This window comes from Novosphingobium sp. 32-60-15, assembly GCF_002280675.1.
Taxonomy (GTDB): Bacteria; Pseudomonadota; Alphaproteobacteria; order Sphingomonadales; family Sphingomonadaceae; genus Novosphingobium.
Genome location: NZ_NCEN01000006.1, coordinates 103,316 through 129,065, shown reverse-complemented (window position 1 = coordinate 129,065; position 25,750 = coordinate 103,316). Strand labels below are relative to the sequence as shown.

Below are 25,750 nucleotides of genomic sequence, written 5' to 3'. Positions count from 1 at the left end.
ATGGCCTATGTTTCGGTAAAGGGTGGCGAACGCGCCATCAGCAACGCCCACCAATGGCTGGATGAAATGCGGCGCGGCGATGCATCGGTCCCCGAATTGACGGTGGAGCAGATCCGCCACCAAATGTCGCTCGCGGTTGATCGCGTGATGATGGAAGGCAGTTGCTACGATCCCGAACTTGCCGCTTTGGCGATCAAGCAAGCGCGCGGCGATGTGACAGAGGCAATCTTTCTGGTGCGCGCTTATCGCACCACATTGCAGCGTTTCGGCGCGACCGAGCCGATCAAAACCCCGGAGATGGCGGTGCAGCGCCGCGTATCGGCAGCGTTCAAGGACATCCCCGGCGGGCAGATCCTAGGACCGACGTTCGATTATACGCACCGCCTTTTGAACTTCGATTTGTGTGATGCCGGTCCTGCTGGTGTTGCCGTCAAAGCCACTGAGCCGGTTGTTGAAAAGATGCCGACTATCGCATCGGTTTTTGCGCATGAATCGCTGCTTGAGCAAACTGCTGCCGAAAGCGATGATGCACCGGAGCCTTATGACCTTACCCGCGAGCCCATGGCGTTCCCTGCAGGGCGCGATCAGCGGCTTCAGGCGCTGGCGCGTGGCGATGAAGGGTTTCTGCTCAGCCTTGCGTACGCATCACAGCGCGGCTGGGGTAGCACGCATCCGTTGTGCGGTGAAATCCGTATGGGTGACGTGACTGTCGAATTCACACCGGAAGAGCTGGGTTTCCCCATCGAAATCGGGGAAATCGTGGTCACCGAATGCCAGATGATCTCAAACTTTGAAGGCTCTGCCGACAAGCCGCCGCAGTTCACATTCGGTTATGGCCTGACCTTTGGCCACAATGAGCGCAAGGCCATGAGCATGGCGATTGTTGACCGCGCGCTGCGCCACAAGGAAGTGGGCGAAAATGGGGTTCACGCCGTTCAGGACGAAGAATTCGTGCTGTATCACAGCGACAATGTCGAAGCTTCGGGCTTTGTCCAGCATTTGAAACTGCCGCACTATGTCGATTTTCAGGCGCAACTCCAGTTCGTCCGCCGCCTTTGCAAGGAATGGCGTGAGGCCCGCGAAGCCGCAACGCCCGACGCTGGTGAATTTGCGGAGGCAGCAGAATGACTACGCAAACCAACCGTATGCAGCATGGCGCGTATAACCACGCCTATCTTGATGAACAGACCAAGCGGATGATCCGCCGCGCCATCCTTAAAGCGGTGGCCATTCCGGGTTATCAGGTGCCGTTCGGCTCACGCGAAATGCCGGTGCCCTATGGCTGGGGTACGGGCGGCATTCAGGTGACCGCATCGATCATCGGGCAGGACGATGTCTACAAGTGCATCGACCAAGGCGCTGATGATACGACCAACGCTGTATCGATCCGGCGCTTCTTTGCCCGTGTTGCCGATGTGGCAACGACCGAGCGGACCGCAGAGGCAACGATCATCCAGACGCGGCATCGCATCCCGGAAGCGCCGCTGAAGGAAGGCCAGATCATGGTCTATCAGGTGCCGCAGCCTGAACCACTGCGCGGGCTTGAACCGCGCGAAACCGAAACGCGCGCCATGCACGCCTATGAAGAATACGGCCTGCAATATCTGTCGCTGTATGAAAGCGTTGCAGCCTTCGGGCGAATTGCAGGCGGCGCAGGTTATCCCGTGCTGGTTGACGAACGCTATTTGATGTCGCCTTCGCCCATTCCGAAGTTTGACAATCCCAAGCTGCACCAGAGCGAGGCTTTGCATCTGTTTGGCGCTGGCCGCGAAAAGCGGATTTACGCGGTGCCGCCACACACCGATGTGCGCAGCCTCGATTTCGAAGACTATCCGTTCGATGTGCAAAGCTGGGACGAGGTTTGCGCGCTGTGCGGATGCCCGGACAGCTACAAGGACGAGGTCATCCTTGATGATGAAGGCACACGCATGTTCGTGTGTTCGGACAGTTCGCATTGTTCCGATCGCCGCGATGCCGGCCACGCTGGCCCGATGGCCGGACACGAGCTTGATCAAGGATCTGCTGATGCTGCAAACTTGGAGGACGCAGAGTGACCGAGGCTCTCACCATGGAACGCGCTGACGTTCAGCATCAAGATGATGCGGCGCTGCTTGCCGTACGCGGGCTTAACAAGCGTTTTGGCAATGTGGTTGCATGCCACGACATCAATTTCGAACTGCGCCGGGGGGAAATCCTTGGCATTGTTGGCGAAAGCGGTTCGGGCAAGACCACTTTGCTGCGCTGCATGGCCGGGCAGATCGATCCGGATGCCGGACAAGTCGTGTTCAACAGCCGCCGCCACGGGGTGAAAGACATCTTCGCCCTGTCTGAACAGGATCGCCGGCGGATCAGCCGCGAGGAATGGGGCTATGTCCACCAGAACCCGCGCGATGGTTTGCGTATGCGCGTATCCGGCGGTGCCAACGTGGCCGAACCGTTGATGATGAACGGTCAGCGCCACTATGGTCAAATGCGTGAACTGACACTGGAATGGTTTGAAAAGGTCGAACTGGACATCGCGCGTATCGACAACAAGCCGCGCACGTTTTCGGGCGGTATGCAGCAGCGTTTGCAAATTGCCCGCAACCTCATTCACAGCCCGTCGCTGGTGTTCATGGATGAACCGACCGGAGGCCTTGATGTATCGGTGCAGGCCCGCTTGCTGGATCTGATGCGCTTGCTGGTGCGCGATATGGGTCTGGCGGCGATTATCGTGACGCACGACATCGCGGTTGCCCGGCTTCTGGCAGACCGCCTGATGGTGATGAAATCGGGTGAAGTCGTCGAGCACGGCCTGACCGACCAGGTTCTTGACGATCCGCAGCATGGCTACACCCAGCTGCTCGTCTCTTCCGTACTCCAGATTTAAGCAGGCTACAGATGAGCACGCAAAACCAACCTGTCGGCTTCAACGAAGCCATGTCCAACGGTGATCCGGTGATCGTTGTGGAACAGCTTGCCAAGACCTTTCTGCTGCACAATCTGAACGGATCGGTCGTGCCTGTGTTTACCGGTGTCAATCTTGCGGTGCATCCGGGTGAATGTGTGGTGCTTTCGGGTGCATCGGGGGTTGGCAAGTCCACCATGCTGCGCGCCATTTATGGCAATTACATCCCCAGCAGCGGGTCTGTCCAAGTCCGCCACGACGACGGACTGGTCGATATTACCCATGCACCGCCCCATTTGGTGCTTGATGTACGGCGGCGGTCGATGGGCTATGTCAGCCAGTTCTTGCGCGTGATCCCGCGGATCCCGACGCTGGATCTGGTCATGGAACCACTGCTGGAAAACGGCGTCGATCCGGCAGAAGCGCGCGAACGGGCCGAGGCTATGCTCGCCGATCTCAACCTGCCGCGCACGCTGTGGAGCCTGCCGCCTGCCACGTTCTCGGGCGGAGAGCAGCAGCGCGTCAATATTGCGCGGGTGATGGTGCGGGATTATCCGGTGCTTTTGCTGGACGAGCCTACCGCATCGCTTGACGCCGCCAATCGGCAGACGGTGATCAAGCTGATGAACCGCGCGCGCGCTGCTGGCACTGCCATGATCGGGATCTTCCATGACGAGGCGGTGCGCGATGGCGTGGCCACGCGTCTGTTCGATGTCACGCAATTCAAGATGGCGGCATAAGCGATGGAACAGGACCTGCTTGATCGGCCAATCACGGCTGACGCTGCTCAACAGCGCATATTCAGCCGCCGCGTGGTGACGGCAGACAGCGTGGTCGCCGCCGAACTGGTTATCCGCGAAGGGCACATCCAGTCAATCGAACGGCGAGATGAAGCTTCTGCTTATGCAGATGATTGGGGCGATGATCTGTTGATCCCCGGTTTGATCGACATTCATACAGACAATCTGGAAAAGCATTATCAGCCGCGTCCCGGCGCAACGTGGGACACGATTGGTTCGGTTATGGCACACGATGCACAATGTGCCGCCGCCGGTATTACCACGGTGTTTGATTCCTTGTGCCTGCACGGAGAACGCAATGGCCTGAACCGGGGGGAAGCTTTCCCGATCATGGTCGCGGCGATTGATGATGCCCAAGACGCAGGCCTGCTGCGTTCGGACCACTTGCTGCATATCCGCTGCGAGGTGACCAATCCGGCTTTGCTGGAACGCCTGATCCCGCATCTGGGGAATCCGCGCCTGCGGATGCTGTCGCTGATGGATCACCGTCCGGGCCAGCGGCAATTCGTCAACCGCGAAGTGTCTGCGGAAAAGGCCGCGGCGGCGCTGGAGATTGCCGACATGTGCGATTTGCACCGCAAACGTCTGGCCGAAATTGCACGGGAAATCGGTGTGGCATTGGCGGCGCATGATGACGCTTCAGGAGAGCAAGTACTTGAAGCGCAAGGCTTTGGCTGCACAATCGCTGAATTTCCGGTGACGCAGGAAGCGGCGCAAACATCACGCAACGCCGGAATGGCCATCGCAATGGGCGCGCCCAATCTAGTGCGCGGCCATTCGCATTCGGGCAATCTGGGCGCAGGGGAAGCCGCCAGTGCAGGCTTGCTTGATATTCTTGCGTCGGACTACGTCCCGCTTTCCATGCTGCGCGCCGCTTTCATGCTGACTCAGGCGCCTTATAACTGGGAACTTCCCGAAGCCATTGCGGTGGTCACATCCGGTCCGGCCAAAGCTGCCGGATTGACCGATCGGGGGGGGCTGGCTGAAGGTTTGCGGGCCGATATGGTACGGGTTTCTTGGCAAACCGGTGGTTGGCCACGCCCGGTGTCTGTATGGCGGCTTGGCCAGCGCGAGGCTTGATTGAATGAGCGCACGCTACGCAATTTATTATGCGCCCGATCCTGCGTCTGAATTGTGGCGCAAAGGTTCTGCCTGGCTTGGCCGCGATGCTGATACCGGCATGGTTCGCGATCAACCTGTGCCCCGAGGTTTCACTGCCGAAGCTTTTGCCGCGATGACGGCAGATCCCCGGCGCTATGGTTTTCATGGCACACTTAAGGCGCCATTTGCGCTGGCCGATGGAGCCACGGAACAAGCATTGCTGGATTGTGCTGCGCGATTTGCTGCAGGCCAAACGCCTTTTTCCGCAGCCATCGCCCCGCAGATACTGGGCCGTTTCGTCGCGTTCAGGCTGGTTGACTCCTGCCCCGCCATGTTGGAACTCCACACTCGGTGCGTTGAACATTTTGAACCGTTCCGCAAGCCGTTGAGCGATACCGATATTGCCCGCCGCCGCCAAAGTGCCTTGAGTCCGGAGCAAGACGCGCGCTTGCTGAAATGGGGCTATCCCCATGTCCTCGAAGGCTTCCGCTTCCACATGACGCTTTCGGGCAGCATTGCCGATGAGACGGAACGCGCAGCCATTCACGCAGTGGCATGTGCCCGCTTCGGAGCAGAGCCGCAGGACCACTGTTTTGATTCGATCAGCGTGTTTCATCAACCCAACTCTGCCAGTCCGTTCACGATCATCGGACGCTTTGGCTTCGGCCAGTCGCAAAGTTAAGCCCAGACAATGCGCGTGATGGTTGTCGGCATATCAGGTGTGGGCAAATCGACTTTCGCGGCGCGATTGGCCGAGGCTGCAGGCTTACGGGTTGTCGAACTTGACCTGCTGAACTGGGGTCCGGATTGGTATAGCCGCACGGCAGAAGAGCCAGAAGCCTTCATGCAATCGGTCGATCAGGCAACACTTGATGATGGCTGGATTGTTGCCGGCGGCTATTCCAAAGTCTGGCCGATTGTTTGGACAAGAGCGCAGCATCTGGTCTGGCTGGACCTTCCCCGATTGCAAGTGATGCGGCAAGTGATTGCCCGGTCGCTGGCGCGGGCGGCCAGCGGAGATGATGTTTTTCCCAGATGTTCTGAGGGCTTTGAAAGGTTGTTCAGGGCGGATCACCCAATCCGTTGGGCGTGGAACAACCATCGCCGCCGCCGCGAAAGCATCGCACGCGCAGTGGCCGACCCCGCCTATGCCCACCTTACGGTGCACCGCTGCTGTACGCGCAAGGAGGCAGATAGAGTGCTGGCACGGCTATCGGGGCGTGATCTTTAGCCGTGGTGCAATGCCCGGCCCGTTGAACGACAAGGCTATCGGGTAAGCGCGGGTTCATGAGTCAACGCCGCGATAAACGCCGCCAAGGCTTGCTCAAGGCTGCCGTCGTTGGTGATGATGACGACGTCATCGCCGCTGGGCAAAGACATTACCGCGCGGGCCAGACGCTGGGCCACGTCTTCAGCACTTTCTCGACCGCGCGCGGCAATCCGTTGTGCCAGAATGGCAATCGGGGCTATCACGTAGATAATCCGCAAGTTGCGATATGTGGCGCGGGCGGTTTCAATAACAGTGCGCGATGTGTTGATCACCACGGTGTCACCATTGGCCAGCAGATCGATTACGGCAATCGGTATGCCATAGTGCAGGCCATGTGCGCCCCACGCCAAAGCATAGCCACCGGCAGCTTGGCGCGCGGCAAAATCTTGCTCAGACACCGCAATATGATCTTCGCCACCGGCGTCACTGGGGCGGGTTACTTCTCGCTTGGGAAAGTGAAAGCGCTGGTCCTGCGCAAGCTGCGCCATTGCCGCTTCAATCAGGCTGTCCTTGCCCGCGCCCGATGGCCCCACGACCAAAATCAAGCGCCCTTCAGCCATGTTTGTCACAAAATGCAGCGGCATCCAGATTGCGGAAATCATCCAAAGCAGAGGCGAGCCGGTCGTGCGCCCAGTCCCACCATGCCAGTGAGATGAGGCGTTCACGCACCTCTTCGTCAAAGCGGTATTTGATGACTTGTGCTGCCACACCAACCGCTACGCCATAGGGCGGGATGTCCTTCGAAACGACAGCCCCTGCGCCGATAATTGCGCCGGTGCCGATGGAAACCCCGGCAAGAATGGTCGCACCATGGCCAATCCAGACATCGTGACCCATGTTGACCTGATCTTCGCGACGCCATTCGAAGAAATCGGCATCGTCGGCCTCGCCCAGATCATAAGACACCGCGCGATAGCTGAAATGGTGCTGCGCCGCCCGCCAGGTGGGGTGATTGCCAGGGTTGATCCGCACATCGCGGGCGATTGAGCAGAACTTGCCAATCCGCGCATAAGCGGCGCTGGAATCGCTGACGATGTAGCTGTAATCGCCGAAGGAAACCTCGCTCAAATGGGTGCGTGCACCAACGCGCGTCCACCGGCCTAGAGCGCAATCCACCACAGAGGCTTGCGGATCGATTTCAGGCGCTGGCCCTTTTGCGGAACTGTGTTCACGCGCGGGTGCCTGCCTTGCGACATATTCCAGCCCCTGTTCGGCGGCGAGCGCGGCCAGCCGCCCTTGCTTGGTTGCTCCGGCCATCAGGCGTACACCGCTGTGGCAACAGGCATCACAGGCTGAACTTGCGCCACGGCATCGCCTGAGCATTCGCAAGGCTGGGTGCGCTTGCGATAGATTTCGGCAACTGCGCTTTCGGTCAAGTCTGAAACCGGGCCATCGAACACGATAGAACCACGGTTCATGCCAATCACCCGGCGGCAATAGCGGCGGGCAATATCTATCGAATGCAGGTTGACCAAAACGGTTATCCCGCGGCTGGCGTTGATATCGGCAATGCTTTGCATCACGATCTCGGCATTGATCGGATCAAGCGATGCAACGGGCTCATCTGCCAGAAGAATTTCCGGTTCTTGCAGCATCGCGCGGGCAATTGCGATGCGCTGCTGCTGCCCGCCAGACAGGAACTGGGTGCGCTTGAAGACAGTGTCGGCCATGCTCAGCCGGTCAAGTTCGAGAACTGCCTGCGCGCGCAATTCCTTGGGCCACTGCTTGAACATTACCGGTGCCAGAGGACGGCGACCCAGCGTCCCCAACAAGACATTGGTGAGCACATCAAGACGCGGGATCAGGTTGTAATCCTGAAAAATAATTGTCGCGCGCTGACGCCAGGCCCGCAATTCGCGGCCCTTGAGGTCTGACACGGTCTGTCCATCCCACCGGATTGTTCCTTCTTGGGGTGTATAGAGCCGGTTGATCAGCCGTAGCAGGCTGCTTTTGCCCGAGCCGGACCGGCCAATGATGCCGACCATTTCGCCCCGCTGGATGGTGAGGTTTGCTTGCTTTACGGCCGTTACATCACCGAACGAGCATGTAACCTTGTCAATTTCGAGCATGGCAGGTTTCCTATGTCAGGCGGGTGCGCAGCCACTGTGAACCAAGGTCCAGCACGGTGACGGCGACGATGTAGAGAAGGACGATAAAGGCAACTTCGTCGAAGGCGAAAATCCGGATACGCTCGTCCAGTTCAAAGCCGATCCCGCCCGCACCGACCACGCCGACGATGGCGGCTGACCGGAAGTTTTGTTCAAGGTAATAAAGGCATTGGCTGAGACAAACCGGCAGAGCTTGCGGCAATGTGCCGAACCGCAGCACGCCGATATCGGGCGATCCCGTGGCCCGCAGGGAATCGCGCTGGCGCTCGTCTGCATTTTCCAGCGCTTCGCCAAACAGCTTGGCAAGCCGCGGGATGTCGGCAAAGCCGATGGCAAGAATGCCCGGAATGGGGCCAAGCCCGACCGCCGCCACCAGAATGAGCGCCCAGACCAGCACCGGGATGCCGCGAAAAATATCCATGATCCGGCGCACGATGAAATGGATCATAGGGTTTGGGACAATGTTGCGCGCGGCCAGAAGCCCCAGTGGCAATGCGCCGACCACGGCAAGAACAGTGCCGAGCACGGCAATGGCAAGCGTTTGCGCAATTGCCCACAACAAGCGCTCCAATTGCCCGCCCGAAGTGGGCGGAACCATGGTGCCAAGGATTTGCCCAAGCTTGCCAAAGCCTCCAGCCAAAACCGAATAGGTGAGTTCAAGATCAATCCATGCCGCTGTGAAAACTATCGCAAAGGCAATGAGGCCCAACCAGAATTTCACGCGATTGGTGATCGGGGTGAAAATTGCGCCGGGGGCCAAGGCTTCGGCCTGTTGCAGAAGGGCAAGGTCACTCATGCTGCGGCCGCCTTTGCAGATGGCTTGCGATTGTTCCTTAAGGCATGCTTGCCGATCAAGCGGTGGCGCAGGGTTTCGGACAGCAGGTCGAGCACGAAAATATAGCCGATGATCAAGATGAGAATGGCCAGATAGGTGTCGAATTCGGTAAAGCTGATCGCGCGTTGCAATTCCATGCCAATACCGCCCGCGCCGACAATGCCGAGGGCAGCAGCGGACGAGAGGTTTATCTCCATCCGCAAAAGCCAATACGACAGGATTTGCGGCAAAAGCTGCGGGATGATGCCAAAGCGCATTTGCATGACCCAATTGCCGCCCAGCGCCGATATGGAATCAACCTGCCGCATTTCGGCATTCTCCATGCATTCACTGAACAGTTTGCCCAAGGACCCAACGGTCGAGATGATCAGCGTCAGCACGCCCGCGACGGGCCCCAGACTGAAAGCTGCAGCAAAGATCAGTGCCAAAATGGCATCGGGAATGGTGCGCGCCAGATCGAATGTGCGGCGCACCAATTGCAGCCCAATCCAATTCTGGTTCAGGTTGCTTGCTGCCAGAAACGACAAATAGAGCGCAAGGGTGCCGCCAACCACCGTGCCGACAAAGGCCATGGCGATGGTTTCGCGCATCGCTACGAGCCACACCGGCAGATCATAGAACCAGCTGGCAAGCGATCCGGCATCGCGCCTCGCGCCAAACAGGTTTTGCAATTGCAGGTCTGGCACCATGCGGTCTGCGAATGTTGCAATCCGTGCGGTCCAGCCTGCATCGACCGTGCTTTGGCCTGCCTCGCTCAATTCCATCGACATTATCAGCACGAAGGAAGCGAGCGCGATCCATCCCAGCGAGATCAACCGGCTGTTGCGCGACCGCCGGTTCCAGTCTGCTTCGAACGCGACAAGATCGAACGGACTGTCCGGCGTGGGGTTGTGGTGTGCGCCGTCCATCAGATGGGCTTTTCCAAACCGGTCGCTTCGATAGGTTCAATTTCGGTCATCTGCGGGGCGAACCACCGCGCGGCCAGCGGGTTTTCCTGAACAAGGGCCACGTGAATGCCAAGCAACCTTGCCCAGCTTTCCAACGGCAAGTCCCGCCGCGCGCTCCAAGCTTCGGTTGCAGGTTCGCGGCCCCGCCAGATCTGGCGATAGCCAACGCACGGGGTTTCGCCCTTGGCCTCACCCCGGCACAGGCGCACCCATTGCGCGCTTTGCATCGCCAGCACATCGGCTTTACCCGCCTTCAAAGCGGCAAGCGCGGTTACTTTGGTCGGCTCGATGACCTCTGCCGACCTTTCAAACCCGAACGCCGTCAGCGCCGCCTTTATGCCTGCAAGAACCGCGCTGTTGTCTGCGGGCAAAACCATCCGCCGCCCTTTGGCGTCTGCAGCAGTACGGATGGGCGATGCATCCGGCACCGCAAGCACCACTTCCATCCGGCCCATATCTGCTGGTATCCGCTGTGCCATGATTGGCCGCACGGTCTGCTTGACCGGTGTAATGCTCGGCAGATCAAGCAGGGCAAGATCGATTTTCCCCTCGGCAAGCGCAGCGGCAGCTTCAGAGCGTGTAGCCACAGGGCATAGCGTGACAGGAATGCCCATCCGTTTGGACAGGTGCGCGACATAGGCCGTTTGGCTGGCATCAAATGCGGGCGATTGCGCCGCGCAAGGACCGGTTGCAGGCGCTGCAACAGCAATCCGCAATTGTTTGAGCAAGGGCGCGGCTTTGGCGTCAGATGCAACCGGTGCTTCACTTTTGCCGCAGGCGGCAAGGAGCATGAGCGCAGCAAGGATCATTGCGCGGGTCATTTGCTTGATCCTCCGGCTCGGCGCTTGCTGATATCTTCATCACGCAACGCCAAGACTTCGGCATAAGTGGCCTTGTTCACAGACGCGAATGTGCCGCCCGCAACCTGGCCCATTTCTTCCCACACATCGGGCTTTTCATATGGCAGCATGGCGAGCGCGCCGCGCAACACATCAATCATCGGAGCGGGGCGGTCTGTCCTGACGACGAAGGGAGAGTTGGGCATTGGCCCTGCCGTCCAGATCAACCGGATTTCGTTCGGCTTGATCAGGCCGCGTCTTCCAGCGGTTATGTGACTGCCAGCGGCAAAGCCTGTTTCTGGAGTGCCCGCGCTGACCGTGACCATCGCAGCATCGACCCGGCCATTGGCCATAGCAACGAGCGCTTGGGTGGCGCCTCCTGCCATGATCGAGCGCCCGAAAAACGTATCAGGATTAACGCCCTGCTCGCGCATGGTCTTGCGCGGATAAACATAGCCCGAGGTCGAATTGAAATCGACGTAAGCAAGGGTTTTCCCCTTCAAATCGTTCAAACTGCGAAAGCTGGAACCGGCTTTGACCGCGATCGCAGAATAATAGCCCTTCGTGCCTTCTGCTTGCCGCACGATGACAAAGGGTGCGACTTTGTCGCCCACTTGGGCCGCGACATTGGCATAGGAACTGGCACCCATTGTCGCCATGTCGACCTGGCCCGATGAAATGGCCTGAACCACGCCGTTATAATCGGTCGCTTCAAACAATTCGACAGGCAGACCCGTCACTTCGGTCAGGTGTTTGCGGTATCCTCCCCAACGCGCGGCAAAAGCAGGGTCAGCATCATCGCCGCGCACCGCAACCCGCAGACGCCCCATCTCTGCCTGCCAACTTCCGGCTGGCAGATTGCTGTCTTTTGACCCACAGGCAGACAGCGCGCATGCGCCCAATGCCATGAAGGCCCACGATGTTAACTGGCGTTGGAATGTCATGACCGGTGCAACGTATGGCAAGGCGATGTCCGTTTTATGATAGGGGCCGCGACCTTTCAGACTGGCGGAAAGCCGCGGCCCGTTGGGATCAGAAGTTTGCGCGAACGCCGAACAGGAAGCGGCGGCCAAAACCTTCGACTTCGTAAGGCCGGTCCGGAACGCCCTGATAGCGAACGCCGCGTTCATCGGTCAGGTTGTTGACATCAACATAGACCGAAAAGATCTTGTTGATTTCATACCGGGCAGACGCATCAATCCGGGTTGAACGCGCCCAATAAAGGTTCGAGTTTGCGGCGCTGCCGCTCGGGAACACCTCATCAAGCCAGGGGCTGCGGGTCTGATACGTGATGCGACCGGAAAAACCGTACTTTTCGTAAAACGCGCTTGCCGAGATGATCGATTTGGATGTGCCGGGAAAGTTAACCTTGGAGCCGTCAGGCGTCTTGAACGACCCCCAGTTCAAGGCCAGACTGCCCGTCACGCCAAATCCATCGAGCGGGCTTGGCAGGAAAGTCCAGGCATGGTTGTAAACAAATTCAACACCGGAAAGATGGCCGTCCTGACCGTTCACGATGCTGGAATAGGTGTACCCTTCGCGGCTGGTGCCGCCGGTATCAAAGCGACCATCGGTAACAAGCGATGTTGAATCAAACAGCACATCCGAAACTTCGCGGTGATAGAAGCTTGCCGAAAGGATCGCAGCAGGGGCAAAATACCATTCTGCAGAAAGATCAACACCGTATGCTTTTTCCGGGATCGCAAACGGGTTACCGCCAGTGATGGTGCCGCTAGTGTCGTTGATCGAAACTGTTGCGCGCATGTCTTCAAGACTGGGACGGGCGTGGCCGGTGATGAAGGCAGCGCGCAGCTTCACCGTTTCGGTTGCGTCAAAGGTATAGTGCAGGCTTGGGAAGATGTTGGTGAATTCATCCTGGAACGCCAGTGGCGTGAGCACCAGTTGCGCAGGCGCTGACCCAACGGCAGGAATTGTCACCGTGCTGGTGCCTGTCGATGCGATCTTCGTGTTTTCGATACGTGCGCCCAGCAGGACGGTGTGCGCATCCCACTTCCACTTGTTCATGACATAACCGGAAATCACGCGTTCAGCGACAGTGTTGAACAGTTTTGGATCAGGCGCGATGACGGCATAATTGCCGGTACCGACCGCATTTGCTGCGCGCGCTGCGGCCTGGACGGCATCGAACTGTTTGCGCAGGCCCGGATTGTCCATGTAGTTCACGTTGTAGCCGAAGGGAAAATCTGTGTCCCACGCTTCACGTGTGATGAAGTCAAACGGGGTCCACGGAACGCCCAGAGCGGTTGCCGCCGTGTTGATCGTCAGCGTGCCTGTAGTTACGCCATCCGCCAAAATCTGGTTGAAAACGGTGTTCGATTGCTTGCGATCATCGAACTGGAAACCGAAGCTGAGCGTGGCTTCTGCCCCCATGCTGTCCCATTGGCGATCTACTGCAACTTTGCCGGTCCAGCTTTTGGTGCCGAGCAAATAGCTGCTTTCTGCTGCCTGCTGGCGGGTGAACTGGCGCTGGTCAATCGCATCTTGCTGCGCCCCGCGCGCAAGTGTCGCCCCGGATAACACAGTGTCATAAAGAGTGCTGAACGGGATGCCGCCGGGCTTGGCATTGACGACCAGTTGCACCGAAGGAAAACGCTCGGCATTGGCCAGCGTTGGCGCGTTAAGCGCGGTTGATGTATTGTAAGTGACAAGCGGAATATCGCCATCAAAGTTTGTGCGGGTATAGGCAACATCAGCTGAAACATTCCAGCCATTGCCTTCATACGTCGCGTTCAACAGCGCGAGCTTTACGCCATTTTCGAACACGCCGTCTTCAAACGTGCTGTCCATAGGCACGCCGACAAGATTTGCCGTTTCGAAATTGCGCGTTCCGGAAAACGCTCGGTTGTATTGGAAGCGGAACTGGTTGCGTTCTTCAAAATCGTTGAACTTCGTATCCAGATATGTCCCGGTAAAGCGCAAGCCGGGGGTCGGTTCCCATTGCAGACGCCCGGAATAGGATTCAGTCTGGCGGGTAATGATATATTTGGTGATGCGCAGTTGGGTGATGCCGACATCGTCGAAACGCGGCTCGCTATTGTCGGTCTGCTGTTCAAAGTTGAACTTCGAATAGGCCGCGCTGATCGCCAGCGTATCATTGGCCCACGATCCGCGCGCCGAATAGTTGTTAACCGGGCCTTGGCCCAGATCGACAAAGCCTTTGCCGAAGTCACCGCTGAAGTGGAACCCGGGGTTGTCGATGGGGGAATAGGCCTTGATGTCCACGCGCCCAGCCAATGCTTCGGCAGGCATGCTGGGCAGCAGCGTCTTGTTCAATTCAAGCCGGCCGATCTGCACCGATGGGACGGAATCAAAGCGGAAGATGCGGTCTTCGGCGCCCAGTACGTTGATCCCGTCAAGCGACACTTGTGTCCACCGTGTCGGCGCGCCGCGGATTTGGATGTAGCGTTCCTGACCTTGGTCGCGCTGCACACCGACGCCGGGCAAACGCGCCAGCGCGCCTGCTGCTGTCGCATCGGGAAAACGTCCGATCGTGTCAGACGCGATGATGTTTACGACGTTATCGGCGCGGCGCTGTGCTTCTGTCGATGCCAAAAGGCTGTCGCGAATCGGTGTCCCGGTAACGACAATTGATTCCCTTTGTTCACCATCATCAGCTTGATCCGCTGCATCTTGGGCAAAGGCAGAAGTTGGCAAGCATGTTGTTAGGTACAATGAACCAATACTGGCCAAAATCTTACTATAACGGACGTGCTTCATGACTGGTCCCCCGACCGGCGTGTGCCGTGACGGGGCGATGATTAAACAAAGCTTGTGTCGGAGGTGTGATGTTTCGCGTTCACATCAGTGAAGGAATCGAGACTCATTTAATACCATGTTGTGACTTGTTGAGCGGCCTCAAGATCGAAAAGAGCGCTTGTCACACGGGAGTGAAGTGCGAGCCATGCCATCGCATAGTGACCGGCGAAAGACGCAGCACTGGCCAAAAGCGTCCCGCCTCTCCGGATAGAGTGCTGGGGAATGTCGGGATCATTCCACCGCCAGGAATAGCGTAACCGACGGCGCAAAATGAAGAGGCCCAAATCGGCAACACAACGAAAGCTTAACTTGTCTTACGGCAAACGCCCGTATTGACGATGCGCTCTGCGGTGATCCAGAGGCCGCCTTGCACCAAATATGGGAAAACGAACGATGACAATCTGCCGCCGCGCCGGTGTTGCGCTGGCCTTCACCGCTTGTGCGATTGCCGCGCCCCAAGCCGCCTATGCCACAGATGGCTATTTCTTGAATGGCATGGGGGCCAAGGCCAAGGGCGCTGGCGGCGTTGCCATTGCCCTGCCTGAGGACGCCGTTGCGATTGCCGCCAATCCTGCGGCGGCGGTCGATCTGGGCGAGCGGTTGGACATTGGTCTGGAAGTCTTTGTGCCGGACCGCGGCGCACAAATCAGCGGCAATGCGGCCGGGTTGAACGGCAAATGGTCTGGCAATGGCGCAAATCCGTTTGTCTTGCCCGAGATTGCCTATGTGCGCCCTTTGGGTGACGGCTTTGCGGCCGGAATAGCCGTCACCGGCAACGGCGGGATGAACACCAATTACAACGCCAACCCCTTTGCCAGCTTCGGCGCAACCGGCGATGCGGGCGTAAATTTGCGCCAGATCTTTATCACACCGACACTGGCGGCGCGGGTTTCTGGCGCCCACAGTTTTGGCGTTTCACCCATAATCGTGGTGCAAAGCTTCGCCGTGACCGGCATCCAGCCCTTCACCGCAGCCAGCAGCGCGCCGACCTTGATGACCAACAATGGCGATGACTGGTCCATCGGTGCCGGAGTGCGCGTGGGCTACCTTGGCCATTTCGGCAAAGCCGTTTCGCTGGGTGCGTTCTATCAATCCAAGGTTTGGGCAGGCCGCTTTGAAAAATACGCCGGGCTGTTTGCCGGTGGCGGTGATTTTGACGTACCTGCATCATGGGGCTTTGGTCTTTCGGTAAAAGCAGGCGACAGGCTGACATTTGGCGCGGATTATAAGCGCATCGAATATTCGGGCGTTGCATCGGTCGGCAATCCGCTGGCCCCGCTGTTTGCAGGCACGCCTTTTGGCGCGGCCATTGGCCCCGGCTTTGGCTGGCGCGATATCGATGTGGTCAAGTTCGGCGCAGCCTACAAAGCCAGCGATGCCCTTACCTTGCGGGCAGGCTATGGCCGTTCGGACAACCCCGTGCCTGCGTCGGAAACGTTCTTGAACTTGCTGGCGCCGGGCGTGGTGACAGACCACTTTACCGCCGGGGCGACTGTGCGGGTGCAGGAAAAGCTGGAGCTGACCGGATACATCCTGCGCGCGCCGCGCAACACCGTGCGCGGTGCAAGTTCCATCCCGCTGCCCTATGGCGGGGGTGAAGCCAACGTACACCTTGCCGAAACGGCGGTCGGGCTTTCGATTGGCTTTGTGTTTCAATAAGGCCGGCGCACGGGAAGGCAGCGCATCCCGCTGCCTTCCCCAAATGTCCGCAAAAGTCAGCGCTTTTTGGCGGCGATGGCTTCGATTTCTATCAGGAATTGGGGCGCGACCAGAGCTGCGACCTGGAAGGTGGAGCGCGCGACGGTTGAGGGATTTTCAGCCGTTTTGAAAAACATCTTGAAGCCGTCGTTCGCTCCTGCGAAATCCATCTTGCCAAGCTTTGGATCAGCCGCGACGAACAGCGTCAGCTTGACCAGATCATCCATCGTATAACCCCGCGCAGCAAGCAGCGTCTTGATTTTGTTCAGGACGCTGATGGTTTGCGTCTTGGTATCGCCAAAATCAGGGGCCGCTCCGGCGGCGGGCGGTGCGATGGGCGAGGCGAGCTGGCCGGACAGGAAAATCATGTCCGTCCCCGCCTTCACATCAGCCGCATCGAGAATAAGCGCTGAAGGGTTCGACTGGATTTTGGTGACTTGCGCAGACGCAGCAGGGGCAAGTGCAAGTGCCGTTGCCGCAAGGCCGATGGAGGCGAGAAACCGGGTGGCGATGGTTTGGTGGGACAGCATGGAAGCTCCTTGTTTTGCGCGTGCGATGGCAAGCTGACGGGCCTTGCCACAAGGTGCAACCCTAGTTTGCGCAAAAGGGTGGCCATGACTCCTTTGTTGCAGCTGCGCTTCAAACTATAATTCATATTTTTCAGTTGTTTAACACACATTATGAGCCGCCCTGAGGCCATGTTACGTCAAAAGGCGTATGTCTTACAGCAGCGATAAGGCGTGCTTTTACGCCATGTCCGGGCACACCGTGAGGGGAGGCTCCGGAGTTAGCCATGACAACGGACCGGGTCGGCCTTGCACCAACGCTAGGCACAGATTCCGGCCACTTGGTGGGAGAGGTCGATACATATCAGGGGGAACCTCATGTCGACCGTTACCAAGACCATTTGCGGAATTTTGTTGGCCAGCACGGCGTTTACATCAGCGTTTGCGCAAGAGGCGCCAGCTGAAGAACAACCCGTAGCCGATGAGATCATTGTTACCGGTTCGCGCGCTGTAGGCGGCACTGCGGCTGACTCTGCTGCTCCGGTGACACTGTTGAGCGGCAATGCGCTGACCCGCGTTGGCCAGCCGAACCTCAATCAAGCGCTGACCCAGTTGGTGCCATCATTCACGGCGCAGACGCAGGGCACGGACATGTCCAACTTCTCGTTGAGCGCGCGCCTGCGCGGGCTTAGCCCGAACCACACTTTGGTGATGGTCAACGGAAAGCGGCGTCACGGTTCGGCAATTTTGCAAGTGATTGCAGGACCGTTCCAGGGTTCGGCCGCGCCATCGATTGACCTGATCCCGCCCGATGCGGTGCAACGCATCGAAATTTTGCAGGAAGGCGCTGCGGCACAATACGGGTCTGACGCCATTGCAGGCGTCATCAACATCATGCTGAAAAGCGCTGACACCGGCGGCAGCATCCGCGCGACGGCAGGGCAGTTCTTTGACGGCGAAGGCGAAACCTACAGCGTCAGCGGCAACCTGGGCTATGCGCTGGGTGACAACGGCTTCCTGAACCTCTCGCTGTTCCACCGCCGCAACGATTACACGTTCGTGGGTGACGGCCAGATCCTTGTCAAAGACATCAACGGCAATGTGAACACGACCGTGCCCGCTGCATTCCAGCCGATTTATGCCGGGCTTGATCTTGCCAACATCAACGGCGGCCAAGCCAAATCAGCCTTGTCGATTGCGTTCTTTAACGCAGGCTACGATTTTGGCGGGGTTGAGGCTTATGCGTTTGGCGATATTGCCCGCCGCGATGGCAGCGCCAAGCAAGGTTATCGCCCGCCAAACCGCGTTTGCCGCGTATCGACAGACCCGACCAGCTGCTTCCAGGGCACCGGCCTGACCGGCTTTGTGCCACTGCAGGAAGTCACACAGGACGAATGGTCATTGACCGGCGGTTTGCGCGGCGAAGTGAGCGGTTGGAGCTGGGATCTTTCGGCAGAATACGGCAGCGACCGCAACGACATCAGCACAACGGAATCGGTCAACCGTTCGCTGTTCATCAACACCGGCCAAAGCCCCACGTCATTCTATGACGGCTTCTTCAAGCTGACCCAGTTTGTTTCCACGCTGGACATCAAGAAGGAATTCGATGCCGGCATGGCCGAGCCGCTGACTGTGGCATTCGGTGGCGAATATCGCCGTGAAACCTACGAAATCGGCCAGGGCGACAACCTGTCGACCTATTTCGAAGGCGGCCAATCGTTCCCCGGTTTTGCCGCAAGTGATGCCGGCCAATACAAGCGCACGGCCAAGGCGGTGTACCTCAACTTCATTGCCAAGCCGGTTGAAGATCTGACGGTCGACCTTGCCGGACGATATGAAGATTATAGCGACTTTGGTGATACCGCGATTGGCAAGATTACGGCGCGCTATGATTTCAGCCCTGCCTTTGCCTTGCGCGGCACCGCCAGCACGGGCTTCCGCGCACCGACGCTGGCAGAATCCAACTATTCAGCCACCAACGTCGCGCCAACCAGCGCCACCGTCCAACTGCCGCCAAATTCAACTGCATCGGCGCTGCTGGGCTTTGGTTCGCTGCGGCCGGAAAAGTCGACCAACTTCTCGGGCGGGATCGTGCTGCGCCCGGTTGAAAAGCTGATCGTCACGCTTGATGCCTATTACATCAAGATCAAGGACCGGATTGCCGGGACGTCGACCATTCGCGGAGTGGTCAACGGAACCCCGCAGACCAACCTGATCAACGGGCAGACGGCGTTTGCGGCGGTGAATGCGGCGATTGCCGCGCGCGGCGTGACGCTTGATTCAGCGGTCAACACCATCGGCGTGGCCACGTTTACCAACGGCATCGACACCCGCACATGGGGCATCGATTTTCAGGCACGCTATCCAGTTGAATTGCCGTTCGGCCAGCTCGATCTGATGCTGAGCGCGAATTACAACAAGACCGATGTCACCGAAAACCGCATTGGCACATTGTTCAACAGCCAAGCCGAAAGCTTCCTTGAATCGGCGCAGCCAAAGTACAAGGTCTTGTTGGACACGACGTTCACCTCAGGCCGGTTCAGCGCGACGGTGCGGCAATCGTATCAGGGTTCGGCAACCATTCTGGTGAACCCCGGGGTAAGCGGGTTTGGTCCTTATCAGGGAATCGTCAAGGCAACGCCGCTGACCGATGCGGAGCTTTCCTACGATGTGACCGACACGTTGACGTTTGCGATTGGTGCCAACAACTTGTTCGACAAGACGCCGGAGATTCCTGACCTTCTGCCAGTGGCGGTCGGTCCGGGCATTTCGCCCTATATCAACGGCGGCACAACCGTGAACAGCCCATACGGCCACGGCACGTATGGTAGCAACGGCGGGTATTACTACGCGCGCATGAACTTCAAGTTCTGATCAACTGCGGGGCGGGGTTGGCACGATGCCTTCCCTGCCCTGCCCATTTTTAAACCTGAAAAGAACAACGCGAGGATTTGAAATGATGAGGAAACTTCAGGCGCTGGTGTTCACTGCCGCATTGCTGGCGGGCGGCATGGGTTCCGCGCAAGCCGCATCACCCAAGGCGAAAGCCAAGCCTGTTGTAACCCGCACCAAGAGCAACCCGAATTCGCTGATATCATCATCGGCAACCATCCCGCCGGGCAGCACGATCATTTACCTGTCAGGATCAACCGCATCACCGATTGATCCGGCCAAGCCCGAAGAACTGGGCGACACGCGGCAACAGACGCTGAACATTCTGACCAAGATGAAGGCGCAACTGGAATCACTGGGTCTTGGCATGGGCGATCTGGTGAAGATGAACGTGTTTTTGGTGGGCACGCCTGAAAATGGCGGACGGATGGATGCGCCTGCCATGAACGAAGTGTTCAAGACCTTCTTTGGCACCCCCGAACAGCCCAACGCACCAACACGTTCAACCGTGCAAGTGGCAGCGCTGGGCCGCCCTTACGTGCTGGTCGAGATCGAAGGCATTGCAGCCAAGGCACCATGACGATGGGTGTGATCATGCGGTTGGGCGCGCTGGGCCTTGGCGCGGTGACACTGGCCGCTGCCGTAGGTTTGCGCGCACAAGATGCGCCGGGCGGCGGGCCTTCTGCGGTGGAAGTCTCGGCCGAGGGCAGGCAAGTGTACGAGCAGATTTGCCAGGCCTGCCACATGGCCGATGCAATGGGCGGCGGCGGAGCAGGCGCAAAAATACCGGCGCTGGCAGGCAATCCGCGCCTTGCCGACAAGGATTACGGTACGATCATCCTGCTGAAAGGCAGAGGCGGGATGCCGTGGTTCTCCGACATTCTGACGCCGGAGCAAATGGCGGCCGTGCTGACTTATGTGCGCGGTCATTTCAACGATTACAAAGACCCGGTCACCCTTGCCGATGTCGAACGGGTGAATGTGGCGTCGCCGCCGGTTCCGGATTGTAACTGCACACAGTGATTTCCGGCATCTGCCGGCACCTCAGGGGGTTTTATGGACGATACAGTAATGCCGCAGACGCGGCGCGACCTGCTGCGCATGATCGGCACGACCGGAGGCGGGCTTGCCATGTATCAGGCGATGACGGTGCTGGGCCATGCCGCCGAGACGCAGTTTACCGGGCCGCCAATGCTTTCAGGCGCGCGCAAAGGGGCAAGCGTGCTGGTGCTGGGCGCGGGCCTGGCCGGGATGCTGGCCGCCTATGAACTGACCAAGGCAGGGTACAAGGTGACCGTCCTGGAATTTCAGGACCGGCCCGGCGGGCGCAACATCTCTATCCGTGGCGGCGACAAAGTGGCCGAGACAGACGGATCGGTGCAGGACTGCACGTTTGCGCCGGGCAATTACCTGAACCCCGGCCCATGGCGCATACCCCACCATCACCGCACGCTGCTGCATTATTGCAAGCAGTTCGGGGTAGAACTTGAGCCGTTTATCCAGTTGAACCACAACGCATTTGTCCACCGCACGAAAGCCTTTGGTGGCAAGCCGCAGCGCTATCGTGAAGTAGCGACCGATTTCAAGGGCCACGTTTCCGAATTGATGGCCAAGGCACTTAACGCCGGGTCTCTGGATGACAAGCTGACCAAGGAAGACAAAGACAAACTGCTGGTGGCAATGCGCGAATGGGGCATGCTGGACAAAAACATGGCCTATACCAGCGACCTCAAGGTTTCAGGCCAGCGCGGCTATGACAAGGCGCCCGGCGGCGGCGTGGGCGGTGCACCGACGCCATCGACCGTAAACAGCTTGCCCGATGTGCTGGCATCCAATGTGTGGACGCAGATGGGCTTCTTCTTCACCAATGTGATGCAAACGACGATGTTCCAGCCCAAGGGCGGCATGGACATGATCGGCAAGGGTTTTTATCGCCAGATCGCCAAGATGGTGCGGCTGAACACGCGCGTGACGGCGCTTTCGCAGAACGCAACGGGCGTGACCGCTGCGTGGGAAGACGCCAAGACCGGGCAGAAGGGATCAACCAGCGCGGACTATTGCGTCTGCACGATTCCGGCGACGATCCTGAACCAAATCGAATTGCAAGTGGGTGCGCCGATGAAGGCAGCTTTGAAGGCCCTGCCCTATTCGAACTCGGTCAAAATCGGCCTCGAAATGCGGCGCCGGTTCTGGGAGGAGGATTATTCGATCTATGGCGGCCACAGCTTCACCGATCAGGCAATTGGCCTGATTTCCTATCCGAACAACAACTTCTTCAAGGATGGCCCCGCCGTGCTTCTGGGATCTTTTGCCAGTGGTGCGGGCGGGTATCAGCTGGCGGGGATGACTCACGCCAAGCGCATTGAAGCAGCGCTCGAGCAAGGATCGGTGTTTCACCCTGCGGAGTATCGCAAGGAGTTCGTCTCGGGCACGTCCTATGCATGGAGCCGCGCGCCGTGGATTATGGGATGCTGCGCCACCTGGACCGAAGAAAGCCGCGCAGCGCATTACCAGAACTTGTGCGCAATGGATGGCCGCATCGTGATGGCGGGCGAGCATGCGTCCTATTATGGCTGCTGGATGGAAGGCGCACTGTTATCTTCGCTGGATGCAGTGACGCGGTTGCACCAGCGGGCTTTGGCTGGATAGCTTGATCGGGCGGGCCAAAATGAACGGACCCTCCCCCGGCCCCTCCCGCATGCGGGAGGGGGGAAGAAGGGGATTACAGGCCCGCCATGCGCTTGTTGGCAGCATTGGTCAGGGCGGCGATTTTAATGGCTGCATCGCGGCGCATTTCTTTGCGGCACTGCAGGTTTGGCTGCGGGCCAACACTGAGTCGGTCAGTGGGGTTGCACGCTTCGATGATGGCAAGATCGATCTGCTTGCGAAGTTTGGTGACTTGGCCCGGATCGGTCAAATCATAACCATCGCTGGCAATAGCGAGATCGAAGGTTTCACGCTGGGACGTGGCTGATGCCGGCAGTGCGGTGCACAGCGCCGCAGCAGCCGCAAGGGCTGCAACAAAGGTTTTCATTTCAACACTCCTGCGAAGGAAATGGACCATTTTTGGCCCTGTTTTATCGCCCGACTGCCAACGTGATTGGTGGCCCGCCAGCATCCCGGACAAGTGTCAAGATATACCTCTGCGTGTTTCGCTGCAAGGGGCGACGTTTTGCAAATTGTTGCGGGATGGATTTAACCAATGTACGCAGCATAAAGGCGGTGCGCAGCAAAAAGGGGCGGTGGCCGCGTGGCCCCGCCCCTTTTCAATGCTTTGCGATGAAATCAGGCAGCTACGATGGCAGCCTTGCTGATGGCACCTGGCTTCGCTGGTGGCTCACCCTTGGGCAGGGCATCGACGTGTTCCATGCCGCTGATGACCTGACCCCAAACGGTGTACTGCTTGTCAAGGAAGCGGGCATCATCAAAGCAGATGAAGAACTGGCTGTTGGCCGAGTTTGGTGCGCTGGTGCGCGCCATTGAACAAACGCCGCGCACATGCGGTTCGGCGTTGAATTCAGCCTTGAGGTCTGGCTTGCTTGAGCCGCCCATGCCGGTGCCCTGCGGACAGCCGCCCTGCGCCATGAAGCCGGGGATTACGCGATGGAACTTTACGCCATCGTAAAAGCCTTCGCCAACCAGTTCCTTGATCCGTTCAACGTGACCGGGCGCAAGGTCTGGACGCAACTTGATTACTACATCGCCTGAATCGAGCGAAAGTACGAGATTTTCGTCAGCCATTTGTCGCAATTCCTTCCTGTTTGACGCCGATATAGGGCGTTGGAAAAGAAAGTCACGCAAAGCAAGCCAAGGCGGTTTGCTTTTATCGGTCAGGAGGCTAACCCCGCCGCAATGCAGCGCGATGAAGACCTTCTTGAATCACGGCTTTCGGGCGTGGACGATGATGTCCCGGCGGCAGAGCCTGCGCGCAATGCCGAAAGCCTTGATGAACAGGACAATACCCTGCGCCCCGGCTTTGTCCGCAAAGTTTCAGAAGCGCTGGAAAGCGGCGATCACGAACGGGTTTACAACCTTGTAGAGCCGCTGCACCCCGCCGACATCGCCGATTTGTTCGAGCTGATTAATCGGGATGAGCGCGTTGCCTTGGCCCGCGCCATCAACGATCTGATGGGCGGCGAAGTCTTCGCCGAGTTGAACGACCACGTCCGCGAATTGCTTGTCGACGAGCTTGACCCCGATGAAGTGGCCGAGCTTGCCGAGCAGATGGAGACGGATGACGCCGTCGCCCTGATCGAAGACTTGGACGAGGAAGACCAGCAGGCTGTCCTTGCCGAGATGGAGCCGGAAGACCGCGCGGCCATCGAATCAGCCCTGTCCTACCCCGAAGAAACCGCCGGCCGCCTGATGAGCCGCGATCTGATCGCGGTGCCCGAGGCGATGACGGTCGGCGATCTGATCGATTTCCTGCGCCGCAACGATGATCTGCCGACCGAATTCTGGGAAGTGTTCATCGTTGATCACAAGCACCATCCGCTGGGCACGTGCCAGCTTTCGTGGATATTGCGGGCGCCGCGCGGAGTACTTCTGGCCGATGTGATGAAACGCGACCAGACGCTTATCCCGGTGGCGATGGATCAGGAAGAAGTCGCGCTGCGCTTCCAGAAGTACGCGCTGATTTCGGCCGCCGTGGTCGATGAAAGCGGGCGGCTGGTGGGCCAGATCACCGTCGATGACATTGTCCACATCATTCAGGAAGAGGCGAGCGAGGATATCCTGCGCCTGTCCGGTGCCGGTGATGGCGACATTAACGAGCCGATCATGCTGACAGTGCGCACGCGCCTGACATGGCTGGTGGTGAACCTTGGCACGGCATTGCTGGCGGCATCGGTTGTGGGTCTGTTCCAAGGCGCGATTGCCAGATTTGCGCTGCTGGCGGTGCTGATGCCGATTGTATCGGGCATGGGCGGCAATGCGGGCACGCAAACGCTGGCCGTGATCGTGCGCGCAATTGCCACCAATCAGCTGACCAGTTCAAACACGCTGCGCATGATCTTCCGCGAATTGCGCATCGCCACGGCCAACGGGCTGACGCTGGGTGTGCTGGTGGGCAGCGGCACCGCGCTGCTGTTCGGCAATCCGTTGCTGGGCGCGGTGATTGGCACCGCGATGATCATCAACAATCTGGTGGCGGGCCTTGCCGGGATCATGGTGCCCGTTACGCTTGACCGGCTGAAAGTGGACCCGGCTGTCTCATCTGCCGTATTCGTGACAATGGCCACCGATGTCATGGGCTTCTTCTCGTTCCTTGGCCTTGCCGTGTTAAGCGGGCTTGCTGCCTGATCTGGAAGAACCCCAATGCCGTTGCACATGACCAAAGTCGCCTATGGCGCGCAATCGCTGGCCGAACTGCACGAATGGTTTGCGGCAGGCGGACGGCGCGGCGATGCCAAAGCCGCGCGGCTGACAACCAAGAACCGCCCCAAGCGCGCCGATGAAATGATCGGCAGTTCGCTTTTCTGGATTCACAAGCACCAACTGGTCGCGCGCTCCGAAATCCTCGGCTTTGAAGAGGCTGAAGGCGGTCGCACCAATATCGTGATCTCCACCAGACTGATCGACGTCCACCCCCGCCCCAAACGCGCCCACCAAGGCTGGCGCTACCTCGAAGACTCCGACGCTCCCCGCGATCTGGCCGATGGCGAAACAGGCGAAGTGCTGCCCGCGCAAATTGCGGCGGATCTGGCGAAGCTGGGGTTGGTTTAGGGGGTTGGAAAGTGGTCAGGGAGCGCGCCCGCCTTGCGACAATGGTAGTGACGGTGTATACACCATGTCATTACTTAAGGGAGTTGCAGTCATGGCCAAGGAAGCCGTTTTCACGATGAAGCTGGAAGCCGATCTGCGGGCAGATTTCATGGCTGAAACAGATGCCCTGCATCGACCCGCCTCGCAGGTCGTGCGCGAATTGATGCGCGACTTTATCGAGCAGCAGCGCCTCAAACGGGAACATAGCGCCTTTGTCGAGCGCAAGGTGGTCAAGGCCCGCACGTCGATGCATGCAGGCGACGGACTTGGCAATGATGAGGTTGAAGCGGAGTTCGCCAACCGCCGCGCGCGCGTTTCCCGCTAGCG

General features: G+C 58.8%; 26 protein-coding genes. 15 read left to right on the top strand and 11 right to left on the bottom strand.

The window, feature by feature from the left end:
• Genes B7Y89_RS06920 through B7Y89_RS06890 form a run of 7 tightly spaced genes read left to right on the top strand, consistent with a single transcriptional unit; the run spans position 1 to position 6,019 of the window.
• Positions 1-1,128, top strand: coding sequence for a carbon-phosphorus lyase complex subunit PhnI (locus B7Y89_RS06920; protein ID WP_292937021.1), 1,128 nt, complete (start codon positions 1-3; stop codon positions 1,126-1,128).
• The gene (locus tag B7Y89_RS06915) at positions 1,125-2,054 is read left to right on the top strand and encodes an alpha-D-ribose 1-methylphosphonate 5-phosphate C-P-lyase PhnJ (RefSeq protein ID WP_292937019.1); all 930 of its coding nucleotides are present in this window, start codon (positions 1,125-1,127) and stop codon (positions 2,052-2,054) included. Before B7Y89_RS06920 ends, B7Y89_RS06915 begins: the two co-directional genes overlap by 4 nt.
• The gene (phnK, locus tag B7Y89_RS06910; protein ID WP_292937017.1) at positions 2,051-2,869 is read left to right on the top strand and encodes a phosphonate C-P lyase system protein PhnK; all 819 of its coding nucleotides are present in this window, start codon (positions 2,051-2,053) and stop codon (positions 2,867-2,869) included. Before B7Y89_RS06915 ends, phnK begins: the two co-directional genes overlap by 4 nt.
• A gap of 11 nt (positions 2,870-2,880) precedes the next feature.
• Positions 2,881-3,627, top strand: coding sequence for a phosphonate C-P lyase system protein PhnL (gene phnL / locus B7Y89_RS06905; protein ID WP_292937015.1), 747 nt, complete (start codon positions 2,881-2,883; stop codon positions 3,625-3,627).
• A 3-nt stretch (positions 3,628-3,630) separates the two neighbouring features.
• The gene (locus B7Y89_RS06900) at positions 3,631-4,767 is read left to right on the top strand and encodes an alpha-D-ribose 1-methylphosphonate 5-triphosphate diphosphatase (RefSeq protein ID WP_292937013.1); all 1,137 of its coding nucleotides are present in this window, start codon (positions 3,631-3,633) and stop codon (positions 4,765-4,767) included.
• Between the two features lie 4 nt (positions 4,768-4,771).
• A complete protein-coding gene (locus tag B7Y89_RS06895) occupies positions 4,772-5,470 on the top strand; it encodes a DUF1045 domain-containing protein (protein WP_292937011.1) in 699 nt (232 codons plus the stop codon).
• Between the two features lie 9 nt (positions 5,471-5,479).
• Positions 5,480-6,019, top strand: coding sequence for a hypothetical protein (locus B7Y89_RS06890; RefSeq protein WP_292937010.1), 540 nt, complete (start codon positions 5,480-5,482; stop codon positions 6,017-6,019).
• A gap of 35 nt (positions 6,020-6,054) precedes the next feature.
• Here B7Y89_RS06890 and phnN read toward each other — a convergent pair whose 3' ends face one another.
• The 8 genes from phnN to B7Y89_RS06850 all read right to left on the bottom strand — a co-directional run bounded on the left by phnN (position 6,055) and on the right by B7Y89_RS06850 (position 14,525).
• Positions 6,055-6,618, bottom strand: coding sequence for a phosphonate metabolism protein/1,5-bisphosphokinase (PRPP-forming) PhnN (gene phnN / locus B7Y89_RS06885; RefSeq protein WP_292937009.1), 564 nt, complete (start codon positions 6,616-6,618; stop codon positions 6,055-6,057).
• Positions 6,611-7,315, bottom strand: coding sequence for a chloramphenicol acetyltransferase (locus B7Y89_RS06880; protein ID WP_292937008.1), 705 nt, complete (start codon positions 7,313-7,315; stop codon positions 6,611-6,613). The genes phnN and B7Y89_RS06880 overlap by 8 nt, the downstream gene beginning before the upstream one ends.
• On the bottom strand, positions 7,315-8,127 hold the full coding sequence (gene phnC, locus B7Y89_RS06875) for a phosphonate ABC transporter ATP-binding protein (protein ID WP_292937006.1): 813 nt from the start codon (positions 8,125-8,127) through the stop codon (positions 7,315-7,317). Before phnC ends, B7Y89_RS06880 begins: the two co-directional genes overlap by 1 nt.
• Positions 8,128-8,137: 10 nt before the next feature.
• Positions 8,138-8,962 (bottom strand): phosphonate ABC transporter, permease protein PhnE, encoded by an 825-nt coding sequence (gene phnE, locus B7Y89_RS06870; RefSeq protein WP_292937004.1) that lies wholly within the window; start codon positions 8,960-8,962, stop codon positions 8,138-8,140.
• On the bottom strand, positions 8,959-9,909 hold the full coding sequence (gene phnE / locus B7Y89_RS06865) for a phosphonate ABC transporter, permease protein PhnE (protein WP_292937002.1): 951 nt from the start codon (positions 9,907-9,909) through the stop codon (positions 8,959-8,961). The genes phnE (B7Y89_RS06870) and phnE (B7Y89_RS06865) overlap by 4 nt, the downstream gene beginning before the upstream one ends.
• The gene (locus B7Y89_RS06860) at positions 9,909-10,769 is read right to left on the bottom strand and encodes a PhnD/SsuA/transferrin family substrate-binding protein (protein WP_292937000.1); all 861 of its coding nucleotides are present in this window, start codon (positions 10,767-10,769) and stop codon (positions 9,909-9,911) included. The genes phnE (B7Y89_RS06865) and B7Y89_RS06860 overlap by 1 nt, the downstream gene beginning before the upstream one ends.
• Positions 10,766-11,731, bottom strand: a complete 966-nt coding sequence (gene phnD, locus B7Y89_RS06855; protein WP_292936998.1) for a phosphate/phosphite/phosphonate ABC transporter substrate-binding protein — start codon at positions 11,729-11,731, stop codon at positions 10,766-10,768. The genes B7Y89_RS06860 and phnD overlap by 4 nt, the downstream gene beginning before the upstream one ends.
• An 88-nt stretch (positions 11,732-11,819) precedes the next feature.
• Positions 11,820-14,525 (bottom strand): TonB-dependent receptor, encoded by a 2,706-nt coding sequence (locus B7Y89_RS06850; RefSeq protein ID WP_292936996.1) that lies wholly within the window; start codon positions 14,523-14,525, stop codon positions 11,820-11,822.
• 432 nt (positions 14,526-14,957) lie between these two features.
• On the opposite strand from B7Y89_RS06850, the gene B7Y89_RS06845 reads away from it, so the two are divergent.
• Complete coding sequence (locus tag B7Y89_RS06845; RefSeq protein WP_292936994.1) at positions 14,958-16,223, top strand: outer membrane protein transport protein; 1,266 nt, start codon at positions 14,958-14,960, stop codon at positions 16,221-16,223.
• Between the two features lie 56 nt (positions 16,224-16,279).
• On the opposite strand, the gene B7Y89_RS06840 is transcribed toward B7Y89_RS06845, so the two are convergent.
• Positions 16,280-16,792, bottom strand: coding sequence for a Rid family hydrolase (locus B7Y89_RS06840; RefSeq protein WP_292936993.1), 513 nt, complete (start codon positions 16,790-16,792; stop codon positions 16,280-16,282).
• 354 nt (positions 16,793-17,146) lie between these two features.
• Here B7Y89_RS06840 and B7Y89_RS06835 point away from each other — a divergent pair, with 354 nt between their 5' ends.
• The 4 genes from B7Y89_RS06835 to B7Y89_RS06820 all read left to right on the top strand — a co-directional run bounded on the left by B7Y89_RS06835 (position 17,147) and on the right by B7Y89_RS06820 (position 22,309).
• The gene (locus B7Y89_RS06835; protein WP_292936992.1) at positions 17,147-19,642 is read left to right on the top strand and encodes a TonB-dependent receptor; all 2,496 of its coding nucleotides are present in this window, start codon (positions 17,147-17,149) and stop codon (positions 19,640-19,642) included.
• Positions 19,643-19,724: 82 nt separating this feature from the next.
• Positions 19,725-20,240 carry a Rid family hydrolase gene (locus B7Y89_RS06830; RefSeq protein ID WP_292936990.1) on the top strand — a complete coding sequence of 172 codons (516 nt, stop codon included), beginning with the start codon at positions 19,725-19,727 and terminating at the stop codon, positions 20,238-20,240.
• Positions 20,237-20,683, top strand: a complete 447-nt coding sequence (locus B7Y89_RS06825) for a cytochrome c (protein ID WP_292936988.1) — start codon at positions 20,237-20,239, stop codon at positions 20,681-20,683. Before B7Y89_RS06830 ends, B7Y89_RS06825 begins: the two co-directional genes overlap by 4 nt.
• Before the next feature lie 33 nt (positions 20,684-20,716).
• A complete protein-coding gene (locus B7Y89_RS06820) occupies positions 20,717-22,309 on the top strand; it encodes a flavin monoamine oxidase family protein (protein ID WP_292936986.1) in 1,593 nt (530 codons plus the stop codon).
• 73 nt (positions 22,310-22,382) lie between these two features.
• Here B7Y89_RS06820 and B7Y89_RS06815 read toward each other — a convergent pair whose 3' ends face one another.
• Together B7Y89_RS06815 and B7Y89_RS06810 are read right to left on the bottom strand one after the other, a co-directional pair.
• Positions 22,383-22,694, bottom strand: a complete 312-nt coding sequence (locus tag B7Y89_RS06815) for a UrcA family protein (protein WP_292936984.1) — start codon at positions 22,692-22,694, stop codon at positions 22,383-22,385.
• 251 nt (positions 22,695-22,945) lie between these two features.
• Positions 22,946-23,401 (bottom strand): peptidylprolyl isomerase, encoded by a 456-nt coding sequence (locus B7Y89_RS06810; RefSeq protein WP_292936982.1) that lies wholly within the window; start codon positions 23,399-23,401, stop codon positions 22,946-22,948.
• 111 nt (positions 23,402-23,512) lie between these two features.
• Here B7Y89_RS06810 and mgtE point away from each other — a divergent pair, with 111 nt between their 5' ends.
• The 3 genes from mgtE to B7Y89_RS06795 all read left to right on the top strand — a co-directional run bounded on the left by mgtE (position 23,513) and on the right by B7Y89_RS06795 (position 25,748).
• Positions 23,513-24,961: a magnesium transporter gene (gene mgtE, locus B7Y89_RS06805; RefSeq protein ID WP_292936980.1), complete on the top strand. Its 1,449-nt coding sequence runs from the start codon at positions 23,513-23,515 to the stop codon at positions 24,959-24,961.
• Between the two features lie 15 nt (positions 24,962-24,976).
• Positions 24,977-25,384, top strand: a complete 408-nt coding sequence (locus B7Y89_RS06800; protein WP_292936978.1) for a DUF1489 domain-containing protein — start codon at positions 24,977-24,979, stop codon at positions 25,382-25,384.
• Positions 25,385-25,475: 91 nt separating this feature from the next.
• Positions 25,476-25,748 carry an antitoxin of toxin-antitoxin stability system gene (locus B7Y89_RS06795; RefSeq protein WP_292936976.1) on the top strand — a complete coding sequence of 91 codons (273 nt, stop codon included), beginning with the start codon at positions 25,476-25,478 and terminating at the stop codon, positions 25,746-25,748.
• Positions 25,749-25,750 lie beyond the last annotated feature (2 nt).

Bases quoted from the DNA above. Each gene is read 5' to 3' on its own strand.
- B7Y89_RS06920 (WP_292937021.1), top strand. From the start codon at position 1: ATGGCCTATGTTTCGGTAAAGGGTGGCGAACGCGCCATCAGCAACGCC.
- B7Y89_RS06915 (WP_292937019.1), top strand. From the start codon at position 1,125: ATGACTACGCAAACCAACCGTATGCAGCATGGCGCGTATAACCACGCC.
- phnL (WP_292937015.1), top strand. From the start codon at position 2,881: ATGAGCACGCAAAACCAACCTGTCGGCTTCAACGAAGCCATGTCCAAC.
- B7Y89_RS06900 (WP_292937013.1), top strand. From the start codon at position 3,631: ATGGAACAGGACCTGCTTGATCGGCCAATCACGGCTGACGCTGCTCAA.
- B7Y89_RS06895 (WP_292937011.1), top strand. From the start codon at position 4,772: ATGAGCGCACGCTACGCAATTTATTATGCGCCCGATCCTGCGTCTGAA.
- B7Y89_RS06890 (WP_292937010.1), top strand. From the start codon at position 5,480: ATGCGCGTGATGGTTGTCGGCATATCAGGTGTGGGCAAATCGACTTTC.
- phnN (WP_292937009.1), bottom strand. From the start codon at position 6,618: ATGGCTGAAGGGCGCTTGATTTTGGTCGTGGGGCCATCGGGCGCGGGC.
- B7Y89_RS06880 (WP_292937008.1), bottom strand. From the start codon at position 7,315: ATGGCCGGAGCAACCAAGCAAGGGCGGCTGGCCGCGCTCGCCGCCGAA.
- phnC (WP_292937006.1), bottom strand. From the start codon at position 8,127: ATGCTCGAAATTGACAAGGTTACATGCTCGTTCGGTGATGTAACGGCC.
- phnE (WP_292937004.1), bottom strand. From the start codon at position 8,962: ATGAGTGACCTTGCCCTTCTGCAACAGGCCGAAGCCTTGGCCCCCGGC.
- phnE (WP_292937002.1), bottom strand. From the start codon at position 9,909: ATGGACGGCGCACACCACAACCCCACGCCGGACAGTCCGTTCGATCTT.
- B7Y89_RS06860 (WP_292937000.1), bottom strand. From the start codon at position 10,769: ATGACCCGCGCAATGATCCTTGCTGCGCTCATGCTCCTTGCCGCCTGC.
- phnD (WP_292936998.1), bottom strand. From the start codon at position 11,731: ATGACATTCCAACGCCAGTTAACATCGTGGGCCTTCATGGCATTGGGC.
- B7Y89_RS06850 (WP_292936996.1), bottom strand. From the start codon at position 14,525: ATGAAGCACGTCCGTTATAGTAAGATTTTGGCCAGTATTGGTTCATTG.
- B7Y89_RS06845 (WP_292936994.1), top strand. From the start codon at position 14,958: ATGACAATCTGCCGCCGCGCCGGTGTTGCGCTGGCCTTCACCGCTTGT.
- B7Y89_RS06840 (WP_292936993.1), bottom strand. From the start codon at position 16,792: ATGCTGTCCCACCAAACCATCGCCACCCGGTTTCTCGCCTCCATCGGC.
- B7Y89_RS06835 (WP_292936992.1), top strand. From the start codon at position 17,147: ATGTCGACCGTTACCAAGACCATTTGCGGAATTTTGTTGGCCAGCACG.
- B7Y89_RS06830 (WP_292936990.1), top strand. From the start codon at position 19,725: ATGATGAGGAAACTTCAGGCGCTGGTGTTCACTGCCGCATTGCTGGCG.
- B7Y89_RS06825 (WP_292936988.1), top strand. From the start codon at position 20,237: ATGACGATGGGTGTGATCATGCGGTTGGGCGCGCTGGGCCTTGGCGCG.
- B7Y89_RS06820 (WP_292936986.1), top strand. From the start codon at position 20,717: ATGGACGATACAGTAATGCCGCAGACGCGGCGCGACCTGCTGCGCATG.
- B7Y89_RS06815 (WP_292936984.1), bottom strand. From the start codon at position 22,694: ATGAAAACCTTTGTTGCAGCCCTTGCGGCTGCTGCGGCGCTGTGCACC.
- B7Y89_RS06810 (WP_292936982.1), bottom strand. From the start codon at position 23,401: ATGGCTGACGAAAATCTCGTACTTTCGCTCGATTCAGGCGATGTAGTA.
- mgtE (WP_292936980.1), top strand. From the start codon at position 23,513: ATGCAGCGCGATGAAGACCTTCTTGAATCACGGCTTTCGGGCGTGGAC.
- B7Y89_RS06800 (WP_292936978.1), top strand. From the start codon at position 24,977: ATGCCGTTGCACATGACCAAAGTCGCCTATGGCGCGCAATCGCTGGCC.
- B7Y89_RS06795 (WP_292936976.1), top strand. From the start codon at position 25,476: ATGGCCAAGGAAGCCGTTTTCACGATGAAGCTGGAAGCCGATCTGCGG.